Here is a 14694-nt window from a genome sequence, read left to right on the forward strand (position 1 = left end):
CCTACCGCCGCGACGACCGGCGAGCGATCCGAAATTACGGCGATAGCGGAGGAGCCTTCTTGCTCCGAACACTCGAAGATCCCTGCACCCCGAGGAGATCTTCCATGCGCAACACGATCTACGCCGCTCTGCTGGCGCTCGTGTTCCTCACTCCCACCGCGAACGCGGATCCCGTGTCGCCGTACGTCATCGGCGGACGCCCGGCGACCGAGGCCTACACGTTCGTGGCTTCCCTGCAGTCGCGCGGCGGTGACCACTTCTGCGGCGGAATCCTGATCCGTCCGCAGTGGGTCGTCACCGCCGCGCACTGCCTCGAAGGCAAGAACCCGTCGGGCGTCCAGGTCCGCGTGGGTTCCACCAACCGCACCAGCGGCGGCACCGTCCGTCCCGCTGTCCGGCTGATCCGCCACGGCAGCGACGACCAGGGCCTCGTCCAGCTCAGCGCCCCGGTCACCCACCAGCCCGCGCCGATCGCCGCGGCCGCGCCGACCGGACTGCAGATCCGCCTGCTCGGCTGGGGCGCGGTGAAGGATCCCGGCAACGCCCCGGCGCCCGCCGTGTTGCAGGAACTGGACTCCCGCGTGCTCGCGGACAACGCGCCCGGCTGCCACACCAACGCGGCCACGCTCTGCACGCACAACCCCGACGGCTGGCGCGGTGTCTGCTACGGCGACTCCGGCGGCCCCGCCGTCACCAGGACCGCGACCGGCTGGGCGGCCGTGGGCACCGTGATCGGACAGATCGGCGGACGCTGGTGCGCGGACGCTCCGCAGGTCTTCTCCGACGTGCCCGCCCACCGGGCCTGGATCGAGTCCTACCTGGGGTAGGGCTCCGGTGGCGGTCTCGAACGCGGTCACCGACGAGGCCGCCACCACTCTCTTCGTCCTGTGGCATAGTCGGCAACATGAGAACTGGGGGCAGGATTCTCGTGTTGCTGGCCGCGCTCACCGGGCTGGCCGCCTGCGGAGCACGTCCGGAAGCACTGCCGGTGCCACCACCGGAAGCCGCACGGCCGGTCTCCCTGAGCACGCCGACGACGGGCGAACCGTCGTGCGACACCGGCGTGCAGATCCGTTCCGGCGCCACCGACGCCGCGATGGGCCTGCGCATCATGGGCGTCGAGCTGTTCAACTGCGGCACGCAACCGGTGCAGCTCAACGGCTACCCGCAGGTGAAGCTGCTCGACGAGCACTGGCAGCAGCTGGACGTCCAGATCCTCCAGGGCTCCGGCGGCATCGCGTCGGTCGAGGGCTTCGACACCCCGCCGCAGCCGATCGTGGTGCAACCGGGCGAGCGGGCGAAGAGCGCGTTCCTGTGGAGGAACACCAACACCTCCGTCGAGCCCCCGCAGATCGGCAGCCACGCCGACCTCGCGCCGTCACCGGGCAGCACCTTCCAGTCGCTCCTCACCACCCCGGCCGACAAGGACCTCTTCATCGACCTGGGCAGCACGGGCCGCATCGGCGTCCGAGCCTGGTACCTCTGATGATCGAGCTGCGGCGCGCGACCCCGTCCGACGCTCCGGCCGTCGCCAGGATCTGGTACCCCGGCTGGTGCGACGCACATCTGGGCAACGTGCCGCAGCAACTCGTCGACGCACGCCCGGAGTCGTCGTTCGAACCGCGCGCTTTGGAGCACGTCCAACACACGACGGTCGCGGTCGTGAACGGCGATGTAGCCGGGTTCGTGATGGTCATCGGCGACGAGGTGGAGCAGGTCTACGTCTCGTCTGCCCACCGCGGCTCCGGCGTGGCCTCAGCTCTTCTCTCCGCCGCAGAAGAGGCCGTTGTGGCCAATGGCCATGCGGTTGCGTGGCTCGCCGTCGTGGCCAGCAACACCCGTGCCCGGCGCTTCTACGAACACCAGGGCTGGACCGACGAGGGCCTCTTCGACCACCAGGCACCCCACCCGGACGGCCCGATCCCCGTCCCGGCCCACCGCTACGTCAAGCCGTGTCAGCCACGTTAATTCTTCCGGCTGCCCGGCGGTTCCGTGTTCTGATGACCCCATGTCGACCGCCGCACTCCTGAGCTTCACGCTGGTAGCGCTGCTCACCGTGATCACGCCGGGCCTGGAGACCCTCCTGGTGCTGCGCACCGCGGTCCTGGTGGGCCGCCGTCCCGCTCTGGCCGTCGTGGTCGGCAGCACCCTCGGCTGCCTGGTCTGGGCCACCGCGGGCCTGGTGGGTCTGACCGCCCTCCTGCAAGCCTCCGAACTGGCCTACAACATCGTCCGCTGGCTGGGCGCGGCCTACCTGATCTACCTGGGTGTCAAGGCGTTGTGGACGTCCCGCCGCCCGTCCGAGGCAGCCGAGCCCGCTCCGGTGCCGTCGTCCCGCGCGGCCGTCCGGGTAGGACTTCTCACCAACCTGCTCAACCCGAAGCCGGGCATCTTCTACATCTCGCTGCTCCCGCAGTTCCTCCCGGTGGACCAACCGGCGTGGGGCGCTGTTCTGGTGGCCATCCACCTCGGCATCGGCCTGCTGTGGTTCCCGATCCTCATCACGGCGGCCGGCCGGGCCCGCGCTTTCCTGCTCCGCCAACGAACTCTGCTCGACCGCGTCTCCGCCACCGCCCTGATCGCGTTCGGCCTCAAAACGGCGGCGGACGCCCGCTGATAGCCCGGTCGGGTGAACCTGCTGCCGCCGATCGGAATGCGCAATTTTGCCGATGCGCCCGGTTCAGCTCGCGAGTGAGATTGATGGTCCGGCGTCGAGCTCAGCGTCGGACGGGCACTCCCGGTGTGTTGGGTCGGCCACGGTGATGACCGTGATCATCCGGGGGGAAGTGATCGCGGGGCGTTGGCTCAGCTCACCGGGTGCCCGTGTCAGTGGCCGACCGGTGCCAGGCGGCCAGAGCCACCCGGTTCGGCAGGCCCAGCTTCGCGCGGATGTTGACCACGTGCCGGTCCGCCGTGCGCGGTGAGATGAAGAGCCGCGCACCTATCTGCTTCGACGTGAGCCCTTCCGCCACCAGTCCGGCGATCGTGAACTCCTGCCTGGTCAATCCGCCGGGCAAGGTGGCCTTGACCGGCCGGCGCTCGGAGTCCGGCACCGGCTCCAGCGCGAACTCCATCGCCTGCTCCTGCCTCAGGTCCGCGCCCAGCGTCGTGATCACCTGGTAGTCGTCGCCCAACGCCCGGCGCACTGTGCGGTCCGCGCGTTCCAGCATCTTCTGGAACGGCCGCATGCTCCAGAACGAGATCCGCGAGACCCGTTCCTGCGACCGCAACGCGCCCAGCAGCCGTGCCGCCCGGTCGTACGCGCCCAGTTCGGCGCACGTGCAGGCGAGCAGCCACAGGCTGTACGCGGGACCCCAGGTGTCGCCGAGCACCAGCTGGATCCGCAACGCCTCCACCGCGAGCGGATGCACCAGCGCCGGATCACCGTGCAACAGTTCGTAGAGCGCCTGGTGCCACAACCCCCACGCGTGCGACCAGTCCACGCCGTTGTTCTCCGCCAGCCTGATCAACCCGGTCGTGGCCTTGTCCGCGGCCTCCGCGTCCATCAGGAAGCACACGGCCATCGCGTGCATCAGTTCGGTGATGTAGGTGTCACCGGGCGATGCGAACTCACGCGACAACTCGACGACGTGCGCGTACAGCGGCACACAGTCCGGTGAGCCGTCCACGTAGAAGAGGTTCGTGGCCTCGACGAACACCACATGCACGTCGGACATCGGCGTCCGCGGCAGCGCACGCGCTTCGTGCATCAGCGGAACCGCCGCCGACATGTCGCCCTGCGTCTGCGCCAGGTACGCGCAGTGCGCCAGCAGGGACGTGCGCAACGGCGGCTCGGTGATCACCTTGCGCGCCACCGCGAGCAGGTCGCGCGCCTGGCCGAGCATGCCCGCGAACGACGTGAAACGGCTCCGCTGCACGTTCATCGCCATGACCGTGCCGGCTTCGGCGAGGTCGGGAGTGCCGAGCGCGAACCCGACCGCGGCACGGATGTTCGGCCACTCCTCCCGCAGCCGCGCCATCCACAAGGCCTCGTCCGGCGAGAACCACGAGCGGGCCGCTTCGTCCACGAACTCGCTGTAATGCAACACATGCCGCCGCAACGGTTCGTGCTCGTCCGCGAGCAGACGCACACCGAACTGCGACACGGTGTCCAACAACCGGTAGCGCGTCCGCCGCGTCACGGGGCTGGTCGTCGCCACCACGATCGACTTCCGCACCAACGCGGACAACGGCGCCAGCGCGTCCCCGCCCGCCACCGCCTCTGCCGCCGTGCGATCGAAGTCGGCGGGGAACACCGACAACGTCCCCCACAGCTGCCGTTCCTCGTCCGTGCACTGCCGCGCCGACCACTCGAACGCCCGCTCCAGCGTGACGTGGTGCGCCGGCCCGTGCGTGTCGCCGACCAGCAGGTCGAACCGCCGGTCGAGCTGCTCGAGCACGTCCGTCAGCGACATCTCGGCGAGCCGCGCCGCCGCCAGTTCGATCGCGAGCGGCAACCCGTCCAACGCCCGGCAGAGCGCTTTGACTTCCGGCAGGTCGACCTCGGTCAGCACCGCCCCCGCCGCTTCGGCGCGCTCCAGGAACAGCTGCACCGCGTCCTCGTCCAACGGCGGCACCCGCAGCAGATGCTCGCCGTAGACACCGAGCTGCTCCCGTGACGTCGTGAGGACCGTCAGCCCCTCGCAGTCCCGCAACAGGTGGTGCACCAGATGCCGCACCGGCTCCAGCAGGTGCTCGCAGTTGTCCAGCACGAGCATCAAATGCTTGTCGTACAACGACTCCACGAGCCGCCCGAGTCCCGCGTCCGGCGAGTTGTCGACGATCCGCAGCTCGGCCGCGACCGTGCGCGCCAGCAACGCCGGGTCCTTGAGATCCGCGAGCGGGACCACCCACACCCCGTGCCGGAACGTGCCCGCCCGCGCGACCGCCCGCCCGGTCTCCACCGCGATGCGCGTCTTGCCGACACCGCCGGCACCCACCAGTGTGACCAGCCTGGACTTGCCGAGGAGTGCCTCGGTTTCGGCGAGCACGGCTCCGCGGCCGATGAACGTCGTGGTCTGGGCAGGCAGATTGCCCCGCACGGTCATCGGCGCATCTTCGCTCAGTGACGCTCGGCGGTGACGATGAGGATCACCTCACCACCCTTTCGGACTAGCGGGTTCGACCGTGCGTGGTCACGCGCTCACGCCGAGCACGACGAGCAGGACGGCGAACCGTTCCCCGCTCGCAACCTCACCGAGTGGCCACGCGCTCCCGAGTCCGCACGATCATCTTGCCGGCGAGCCGAAGTCCCTGGCGCGCGTTGAGGTGCGGCAGGTACGCGCGGCTCACCGCGTTCGCGATGCGAGGCAGTGCCGCCGAGTCCGGGTACGCCATGAACATCGGGCGGTACGACGGCTGGAACTTCGCCTTGAACGCGAACAGCGAGCGGAACCCGTACACCGGCTCCAGCACCTGCCCGGTGAAGTCGAGGACGCGCTGCAGCGCCCTGGGCCGCTCTCCGCGGTCCAGGCGGGCCAGTGGCGCGCCGGACAGGCTCAGGAACCGGGCGCCCTCGGTCTGAAGTTGTTGTGCGGCAGAAGCGATCAGGAACTCCATCGAGCCGCGGAAGCCGTTCGCGCGGCGGCGCATGAAGTCGAGCGTCCACCCGACGACCTCACCGTCCTGGTACACCGGCAGCCAGCTCGTGATGCCGTGCACCGTGCGGTCGCCGTCGACCGCCAGCAGGCAGCGGACACCGTCGCCGGTCAGCTCTTCCAGGCCGCCCAGCGTGAAGCCCATCTCCGGCAGGCCCTTGTCGGCCACCCACTCCGCCGAGATCGACCGGATCTGGTCCGTGATCGCGTACGGCGCGTCGGCGTACGTGCACCACTCCGCCGTGATGCCGGCCTTCGCGGCCTTGTTCAGGGCAGTGCGGACGTCCTGCCACTTCTTGCCGGTGAACGCCAAAGTGTCCAGCTCGATCACGGTGTCCTCGGCGACCTGCACCGCCGACCACCCGAGACCCTCGACCGCCTCCTTCGTCTCCGTTCCCACGCTGTAGAGGCACGGCGTCCACCCGTTGCGGGCGCAGAACTCCGCGAACCCGCGCACGGCCTCGACCCGCGAAGGGCCGATCGGGTCGCCGACCGTCAGCGCGATCGTCGCCACCACTCGGTACGCGATGGCGTTCTCACCGTCGGGCGTGAACCAGTACTGGTTGCCGCGCCACGTCGTCATGTACGACAACGACGAACCGCCGTGGCGCCGCATCAGGTCGCGAGCGTGCGCCGCCTCCTTCTCGCACGACGACGGCCACGCGCGCCACGACGCCATCAGCAGACCGGCCAGCACGATCAGCCAGAACACCACGCCCGTGTACTCGAACAGCAGCGCCCCGACGAACCCGTCCGCGGAGAACTGCAACGGCACCAGGCCGAGCAGGTAGCCCGGCGGCAGGAACCGCGTCGGCAGGTCCGCGAGCAGCTCGGCGAAACCCGGCTCCGGTGAGAACTGGTCGCGGACCAGGTACCCGCCGAAGACGTACAGCGCCGACAGCAACGCCACGCTGCCCAGCGTGAACCGCCAGAACTTCCTGACGGCGTGCCGAGGCAGACGCACGGCGAACTGCTTGCGCGTCAACAACAACACCACGGTGATCGCGAGCGGCGCCAGCATCGGGATGCTGTAGGAGAACACGACCTCCAGCGCGCCGATGTCCGGAATCCGCGCGGCGTCCACGACGTACCACCCGATGAACGCGGAGTACGCCGCGTTGAGCACCAACGCCGACCACCACGCGAACCGCCGGCCGCGCCGCAGCCCTTCCGCGAGCACGAGCAGCAGCAACGCCGGCAGCAGCGACATAACGAACGCGGGGAACCTGCCGTACGACAGCTGAACCATCATCGTCCGGCACAGCTCCACCATGTCCGACCCGCACAGCGCGTCGACGTCCTCCTGCGAGGGCTGCACGACCGCCACGACGTCCGCGAACCACCACAGAGGCCCGTTGGGGGACGGCGACATCATCGCCACCACCGGCCCGAGCGCCGACGCCGCGAGCAGCAGCGCCACCAGCACGCGCGTCTCCTGGAACGAACGCGGTTTGTGCTCCGCGCCGCGCTTCAGGAACAACGCCCCGATCACCAGTCCGGCCACGCCACCGGACAACCTGAGCAGGTCTTCAAGCCAACCTGAGTACAGCGTAAGCACCAGCACCGACAAGATCATCAACAGCCGGACGCGACGTCTCCACAGCGGCGGCATCCGGAACGTCAGCGCGAGCGCCAGCCCCACCCCGCCGATCGACGGTCCTGCCGCGACCTCGCCCACCAGCGACTCGAGCCACGACCAGTGCACGTCGCGCCCGAGCAGCACCACACCGAGCCCGAAGAACGCGCCCAGCACGTGCGAGGACAGGAAGATCGCCGCCGTCCGCAACGCGCCGAACTCCCGCTCCGCCAGCGGTCCGAAGACCAGCAGCAGCACCGTGGTCGCCAGGTAACCCAGCAGGTCCATCGACCACAGCGCCGAGCTGAGCACCGTCCACAGCGGACCGTCGGTGCCGAACCCGACCCGCCCGAGCAGCTCGTCGTTCGGCCCGGCGATCGCGTTGGTCAACGCCCCGACGGTCCAGAAGACGATCAGGAACGTGCACGTCAGGGGAGCACTGCGGAAGAACCGCGTGATCATCTGGCCAGCCCGGCTCGTGCCGCGAGCCGCGGCAGCGAGCCGAAGAAACCCTCTCGCGCCATGTTCCAGTCGTGTCCCGCCGGCAGTTCTTTCCACAGCACGTCCATTCCAGCCTTGCGGCAGGCCTCGAACACCTCGGCGTCCGCTTTGCGGTACGTGGCGTCGTCGCGGCCCGCGACGATGGTGCCCGCGGTCTGCGGGAAGGTCTGGCGCGCAAGGACGTCCATCGGGTTGACCCGCTTGAACGCGGCCTCGTCGCCGCCGAATGCCGCCTTCACGGTGTCCTGCCGGGTGCCGAGGGTCGGCTCACCTTGAGGAGCGAGGGCGACGAAGTTTCCGTACACGTCAGGCGCGCGCACGGCGAGCTGCACCGAGCACGTGGCGCCCTGGGAGAAGCCCGCGATGGTCCACGCCTCGCGGCGCTCGTCGACGGTCAGCCGTTGCTTGATCCACGCCGGCACCTCGCGGGCCAGGTACGTCTCCGACTTGCCCAGCGCGGAGTCGAAGCACATCGGGTTCGCCGTGGGCGTGCCGAGCTGGTCGGCCACCACGACGATCGGCGCGAGACCCTGGTGTTCGCGCGCGTAAGCATCCATGTTGTCGGTGATCCGGCCGCCGTCGAACCAGTCGCGCGGGCTGCCGGGCTGACCCGCGAGCAGCACGACGACGGGCAGCTTCGGCCGCGGCGTCGCGTGGTAGGCGGGCGGCAGGTAGATCCAGGCCGGACGCGCGGGGAACCCACCGGGGATGGTGGTCTCGGACACCGTGCCCTTCTCCGGCAGGCCTTCAGGTTTCTTCCACACGTCCGCGAGCGTCTTGCCGGGCGGCACCTCGATCACCCCGGACGGGGGAGGCGAGGCCTCGTGGAGGTCGACCCGGTCGTTCCTGAAGAGGTCGAGCACCGCGCGCGCCGTCTGGTACTGGCCGAAGTGCACGTTCGTGGCGACCATCGCGCTCGCGGCGACGCCCAGCGCCAGCAGCACGTTCAGCACGCTGAGATACCACCTCGACGAACGCAGCCGGACGGCCGCGAGCGACAATGCGGTCAGCGCGGCACCGGCCCAGATCATGAGGATCGCGGGCAACGGCTCCGGCCAGGGTTTCCACACGTGGTCGACCACGTAGCTCAGCCCGAACACGACCACGACGCACGCCAGCACGACGATCGGCAGAACCCTGGTCCACCAGGTCCGGTTCTTCCTGATCGCGAGGTATGTCAGTGCGCCACCAGCGGCGACGGTCGCGAGAGTGGGGATCGGCCCGTGTAGCAGAGACAGATCCAGGGGGTTGAGCATGCCTCTATTTCATCAGCAGATCTTCAGGTCCACATCGGAGATAGGTCTTGATTCAGAGGTGTGAACATCAGCCTAAAGAATGACAACTCGTCAGTCGGTTGACGCGTCGCGCCATGCGTTCGTCAACACCCGCAGTGCGTCGGGGTGATCGGCGATCTCCGCAGCTCGGGACAAATCGGACTCCATCATCCCCAGTTCCCGCAGCGATGTCGCCGCGCCGAACCGGGTGGCCGTCTCGTGGATCCGTGTGGCCAGGTCAGCGGGTGCCGTGTGGGAGAGCAGCGCCGTGTGTGTTGCGGCGTGCGGCAAACCGAACGAACCACCCAGAACGTGCGCGAGCTTGTGGTGCAGTCCCATGGGAACACTGGCGAGACAGGTTCCGGCGAGCCACGCGGAGTGAAGCAGTTCGGTTCTTGCATCCACTGTGGATGGATTTCCCCCCAACGAGTGCAAAATGCCGTCGATCGCCTTGGTGGCGATGGCGTCGATCAGCGGGTTCTCGTTGCCTCTCGCGGTGACGGCGTGCGCGAGAGCGTTGAGCGCGCTTGTCACCGTGACGTCCAACGGCAGGTCGAGCGTGAGGTCGACGTCGTAGATCACGGTGTCCGGCTGGATCGCCGCGTCACGCCGCGTCTGCTTCAGCCCCGACGCCGTCTCGCCGAGCACCGGCGTGACCTCGGAGCCCGCGTAGGTCGTCGGAAGGATGATCTGCGGTACCCCGGCACGTACTGAGAGCGCCTTCGAAAGGCCTGTGCTCGACCCGCCGCCGACCGACACCACGCAGTCCGCGCCGTGTTCGTGCAACAACGCGAGCGCGCGCTCCGTGACCTCTACGGGGGTGTGCATCGCGGCGCCGGTGAACCGTGCCGCGAGCAGGTCGCCGAGCTCGGCCGCCACCTTGTCACCGCCGTGCCGGGCGATCAGCAGAACCCGTGTCCCGCCGAGCCGCTGCGTCTCGTCGCGCACCGACGCAGCGGTGCCGCGCCCGAAGACCACACGGGTGCGCGCAGGTTCGAAGGTGAAGCTCACGAAGGTCGAATATAACCGCGGAGGGTCAAGCCTTTCGGCTCTGACGAGTGACATCGTCACTCCTTAGCGTGAAGGTTCATGAAGCGTGTTCGTGTTGTAGTGGCGTTAGCAGGGGCCCTGACCCTGACGCCAATCCCTGCCACAGCGGCGACACCGGCGTTCTCCCTGTCCGGCGGCGTGTCCGCACCGATCCACTCGATGGCCGACGCGGTCCGCGAGACCGTCTACGTCGACACCGGCCTCGACGCGGACGGTGACGGCACTCCCGACCGGGTGACCGCGGACATCATCAGACCCTCCACCACCGGCCGCGTGCCGGTGATCATGGAGGCCAGCCCGTACTACCAGAGCACGGGCCGCGGGAACGAGAGCGAGGTCAAGACCTACGACTCGGCCGGCGTGCCGGTGAAGTTCCCGCTCTTCTACGACAACTACTTCGTGCCGCGCGGCTACGCCGTCGTGCTGGTCGACTTCCTCGGCACGAACCGGTCGCGCGGCTGCGTCGACGTCGGCGGGCAGTCGGAGATCGCGTCCGGCACCGCCGTGATCGACTGGCTGAACGGCCGGCGCACCGGCTACTCGACCCTGACCGGCACGACGACGAAGGCCGCTTCCTGGTCGACCGGCGCCGTCGGCATGATCGGCAAGTCGTGGGACGGCTCGATCGCGAACGGAGTGGCGGCCACCGGTGTCGACGGGCTGAAGACCATCGTGCCGATCGCGGCCATCAGCTCCTGGTACGACTGGTTCCGCTCCGACGGAGTCTCGTTCACCGGCTACGGCTCGCCGACCAGCCTGGGGTCGAACTTCGAGAACTCCAATGCGCGCTCACGGTGTGGTGCGGTGCGCACGGCCATGACGAACGGTTCTCCCGCCAACGGCGACTACACGGCGATGTGGCAGGCGCGTGACTTCGTGCGCAACGCCTCGCGCGTGAAGGCGTCGATCTTCGCGATCCACGGGCGCAACGACCTCAACGTCAAGACGCTGCAGTACGGCCAATTCTGGGACGCCGTGCCCGCGTCGGTGCCGAAGAAGCTGTGGTTCTCGCAGACCGCGCACGTCGACCCGTTCGACTTCCGGCGTGCCGAGTGGGTGCCGACGCTGCACCGCTGGTTCGACCGCTGGCTGCTGAACGTGCAGAACGGCATCGAGAACGAGCCTCAGGTGTCCGCAGAGCGCGCGCCGAACCAGTGGGCGGATGACCAGACGTGGCCGCCTGCAGGCACCGTCAGCACCGTGCTGCGGCCGTCTTCTTCGGGGCTCGGCACGGCACCGGGCACCGGTACGGCCGCGTTCACCGACAACGGCAGCGGTACCCCGACGAACTGGCTCTCCGGCTCGAACACCGGCCGGGCGGTCTACTCGACGGCACCGCTGACGTCGGACCTGCGCATCGCCGGCACGTCGTCGATCACGGTGGGTGTGTCGTCGTCGACGCCGACCGCGCACCTGACGGCGTACCTCGTCGACTACGGCCCGGCTACGGTGCGGACCGGAGAGGGCATCCGGACGCTGACCGCGGAGTCGTGCTGGGGTGAGAGCCGTACGGGCGATGACGCCTGCTATCGCAACACGGAGGCAACGTCGGGCAACGTCGACGCGCAGATCATCGCGCGCGGGTGGGCGGACCTCGCGAACTACGCGTCGCTCTCCACTCCGCGCACGATCACGCCGGGAACCAAGTACCGCATGACGTTCCGACTGTCCACAACGGACCATCTGGTCCCGGCGGGCCACCGGCTGGGCCTGTTGCTCGCCGGAACGGACTCGAGCGCGACGGTGCGCCCGAGCCAGCTGCCCAGGCTGACCTACGACCTGGCGGACACCTCGGTGCGGGTCCCGATGCGGGGCTCGCTCCCGTCGGCCTCCACCGACCAGATGATCGCTACCAGCGTTTCCGCAGGTGTGAAGGGCGCGTTGGGCTAGCGCCCCGGACTGTCGGTGCGGCTCGCTAGCATCGGCGCCATGGGTTCAACAGACCACGGGGACGCGCTGCAGGTGCTGCAGCGCGTCTTCGGGTACCCCGAGTTCCGCGGTGACCAGGCCGCCATCGTCGAGCACGTGATCGCGGGTGGCGACGCGCTCGTGCTGATGCCGACCGGCGGCGGCAAGTCGTTGTGCTACCAGGTCCCTGCCCTGGTCCGGCCAGGCACCGGCGTGGTGATCTCTCCGCTGATCGCCCTGATGCAGGACCAGGTCGACGCTTTGCGCGCCCTCGGCGTGCGCGCGGGCTTCCTGAACTCCTCGCTGTCGTGGGACGAACGCCGCATGGTCGAGGCCGAGTTCGTCAACGGCGAGCTCGACCTGCTCTACCTGGCCCCGGAGCGCTTCACGTCCGAGGCCACCCTGCGCCTGCTCGACCAGGGCGACATAGCCCTGTTCGCGATCGACGAGGCGCACTGCGTCTCCCAGTGGGGCCACGACTTCCGGCCCGACTACCTCTCCCTGGCCCAGCTGCACGAACGCTGGCCGAAGGTCCCGCGCATCGCCCTCACGGCCACCGCGACCGATGCCACGCGCCAGGAGATCCTCGGCCGCCTCGACCTGGGCGACGGCCGCCAGTTCGTCTCGAGCTTCGACCGCCCGAACATCCAGTACCGCATCGTCGCGAAGAAAGAACCCAAGAAGCAGCTCCTCGACCTGCTCCGCACCGAGCACAGCGGCGACGCGGGCATCGTCTACTGCCTCTCCCGCGCCTCCGTGGAGAAGACCGCGGAGTTCCTGGTGGCCAACGGCATCCCGGCCCTCCCGTACCACGCGGGCCTCGACGCCCAGGTCCGTCAGCGCAACCAGGCCCGCTTCCTGCGCGAGGACGGCCTGATCATGGTCGCCACCATCGCGTTCGGCATGGGCATCGACAAACCGGACGTCCGCTTCGTGGCCCACCTCGACCTCCCGAAATCAGTCGAGGGCTACTACCAGGAAACGGGCCGAGCGGGCCGCGACGGCCTCCCGTCCACCGCCTGGCTCGCCTACGGCCTCAGCGACGTCGTCCAGCAACGCAAGATGATCGAGTCGTCCGAAGGCGACCTGGCCTTCCGCCGCCGCTCCCAGGCGCACCTGGACGCGATGCTCGCCCTGTGCGAGACCATCACGTGCCGCCGCACCATGCTGCTCGACTACTTCGGCCAGACCGGCGTCCCCTGCAACAACTGCGACACCTGCCTCACCCCGCCGGAATCCTGGGACGGCACGGTCGCGGCCCAGAAGATGCTCTCCACGGTCTGGCGCCTCCGCAAGGAACGCAACCAGAAGTTCGGCGCGGGCCAGTCCATCGACATCCTCCTGGGCCGCAAGACGGCCAAGGTCATCCAGTTCGACCACGACCAGCTCAGCACCTTCGGCCTGGGCGAGGACCTCAACGAAAGCGAATGGCGAGGCGTAGTCCGCCAACTGCTGGCCCAAGGCCTTCTGGCCGTGGAGGGCGAGTACTCGACCCTCGTCCTGACCGAGGCGAGCGCGGAAGTCCTGGGCCGCAAACGCGAAGTCCACCTCCGCAAGGACCCGACCCCGGCCCGCTCCACCACCCGAGCAGCCGCCTCGACCGCCGCCGCCAAGCAAAAGGTCGACCTCACCCCGGAAGCCACCCCGCTCTTCGAAACCCTGCGCGAATGGCGAGCCCAACAAGCCCGCGAACAAGGCGTCCCGGCCTACGTAATCTTCCACGACGCCACGCTGAAATCCATCGCAGCCAGCCGCCCCGCCTCCATGGCCGCCCTGGGCGCGGTAAGCGGTGTGGGCCAAGCGAAACTCACGAAATACGGCGACCAAATCCTGGAAGTTGTAGCAGGCAACGCCCCCACCGCGACTGCACCACCCACCACCGCAGCCGAGCCCGCAAAACCCAAGCCCAGGCCCAAAACCACCCCGCAAGGCGCCGCAGCCTGGGGCTCCAGCACCTCAGACGAAGACGAATGGCCAACCCCAGAAGAACCAGACGAGCCAATGGACTGGTAGCCACCCACCCACCAACCCACAAACCCCCACCCGCGTGGCCACCCGGCCACCTGGCCACGCGGCCACGCGGGCCAAATCCCGCGAAGCCGAAGGCAAGCGGCGATGGCGAAGCCGAGCCGACAAGCCATCCACCGCGGCGATGCGAAGCGAGCCCCAAATCCGCGTGGGCGATGCGAAGCGAGCCCGAACGAGAGCAAGCACAACGCGGGAAACCGGTGATGACCGCAGCTCAACAACCTGAAGTGCCCACGCTGCAAGGCGATTGGGCTTGACTTTGGGTTCGAGGTGCTACCGTTTCGCGGATCGGACGGGCGCGAAGCGTCCGCCCTTTTCCGCCCGACAGAGCGCCTCGTAAGGGCCCCGAAGTCAAGCCCAATCGCAATCGTCGCGAAGCGGCGATGACGAAACCCAAGCTCGTAAGGACCCGCGCGCCCACCTACGCAAGGTGAGAGCACGCACGGCAGGCGACCACCCCGCTGGAACCGCCGCCCAACCACAAGACAGCACCACCACAAAAGCAACCACCGCAAGGCGCGTCAGCGCCCACCCCTCACGTCACCTTCTCAATCTGCGCCCTCTTGATCAAATTCTTCCCCGACTCCCCGACCACCCCAAAAGCCGCACTGTTCAACACAACACAAGCAGACCCGACCCCGACAATCCGGAACGTGGCCTGCTTCCCGTTGTCCAAATTCGTCACCCGAACCGAAGTCCCCACCGGCAACGACGAAGAAAAAGCCCCAGGAGCCCCACCGACAGCGGACAACCCGACAGT

Annotated in this window: 10 protein-coding genes; 6 read left to right on the plus strand and 4 right to left on the minus strand. The window is 68.7% G+C overall.

Annotated elements, in window-relative coordinates; translation table 11 throughout:
- The first annotated feature begins 104 nt into the window (after positions 1 to 104).
- The 4 genes from AB0M24_RS31850 (at position 105) to AB0M24_RS31865 (ending at position 2617) form a co-directional block, all read left to right on the plus strand.
- On the plus strand, positions 105 to 827 hold the full coding sequence (locus AB0M24_RS31850; RefSeq protein WP_363776248.1) for a serine protease: 723 nt from the start codon (positions 105 to 107) through the stop codon (positions 825 to 827).
- 77 nt (positions 828 to 904) lie between these two features.
- Positions 905 to 1486: a DUF4232 domain-containing protein gene (locus AB0M24_RS31855; protein ID WP_363776251.1), complete on the plus strand. Its 582-nt coding sequence runs from the start codon at positions 905 to 907 to the stop codon at positions 1484 to 1486.
- Positions 1486 to 1968: a GNAT family N-acetyltransferase gene (locus AB0M24_RS31860; RefSeq protein ID WP_363776254.1), complete on the plus strand. Its 483-nt coding sequence runs from the start codon at positions 1486 to 1488 to the stop codon at positions 1966 to 1968. The genes AB0M24_RS31855 and AB0M24_RS31860 overlap by 1 nt, the downstream gene beginning before the upstream one ends.
- A 40-nt stretch (positions 1969 to 2008) precedes the next feature.
- Positions 2009 to 2617 carry a LysE family translocator gene (locus AB0M24_RS31865; protein ID WP_363776257.1) on the plus strand — a complete coding sequence of 203 codons (609 nt, stop codon included), beginning with the start codon at positions 2009 to 2011 and terminating at the stop codon, positions 2615 to 2617.
- A 193-nt stretch (positions 2618 to 2810) separates the two neighbouring features.
- Here the strand turns inward: AB0M24_RS31865 and AB0M24_RS31870 are convergent, their stop codons facing one another.
- The 4 genes from AB0M24_RS31870 to AB0M24_RS31885 all read right to left on the minus strand — a co-directional run bounded on the left by AB0M24_RS31870 (position 2811) and on the right by AB0M24_RS31885 (position 10013).
- Complete coding sequence (locus AB0M24_RS31870; RefSeq protein WP_363776260.1) at positions 2811 to 5048, minus strand: LuxR C-terminal-related transcriptional regulator; 2238 nt, start codon at positions 5046 to 5048, stop codon at positions 2811 to 2813.
- A gap of 145 nt (positions 5049 to 5193) precedes the next feature.
- Positions 5194 to 7635, minus strand: a complete 2442-nt coding sequence (locus AB0M24_RS31875; RefSeq protein WP_363776263.1) for a rhomboid family intramembrane serine protease — start codon at positions 7633 to 7635, stop codon at positions 5194 to 5196.
- Positions 7632 to 8930 (minus strand): alpha/beta hydrolase-fold protein, encoded by a 1299-nt coding sequence (locus AB0M24_RS31880; protein ID WP_363776266.1) that lies wholly within the window; start codon positions 8928 to 8930, stop codon positions 7632 to 7634. The genes AB0M24_RS31875 and AB0M24_RS31880 overlap by 4 nt, the downstream gene beginning before the upstream one ends.
- A gap of 90 nt (positions 8931 to 9020) precedes the next feature.
- On the minus strand, positions 9021 to 10013 hold the full coding sequence (locus AB0M24_RS31885) for a maleylacetate reductase (RefSeq protein WP_363776269.1): 993 nt from the start codon (positions 10011 to 10013) through the stop codon (positions 9021 to 9023).
- A 24-nt stretch (positions 10014 to 10037) separates the two neighbouring features.
- Here AB0M24_RS31885 and AB0M24_RS31890 point away from each other — a divergent pair, with 24 nt between their 5' ends.
- Positions 10038 to 11888 carry a Xaa-Pro dipeptidyl-peptidase gene (locus AB0M24_RS31890; protein ID WP_363776272.1) on the plus strand — a complete coding sequence of 617 codons (1851 nt, stop codon included), beginning with the start codon at positions 10038 to 10040 and terminating at the stop codon, positions 11886 to 11888.
- A gap of 39 nt (positions 11889 to 11927) precedes the next feature.
- A complete protein-coding gene (gene recQ, locus AB0M24_RS31895; protein WP_363776275.1) occupies positions 11928 to 13919 on the plus strand; it encodes a DNA helicase RecQ in 1992 nt (663 codons plus the stop codon).
- Positions 13920 to 14694 lie beyond the last annotated feature (775 nt).

This window comes from Lentzea sp. NPDC051838 (genome assembly GCF_040681245.1).
GTDB lineage: Bacteria > Actinomycetota > Actinomycetes > Mycobacteriales > Pseudonocardiaceae > Lentzea.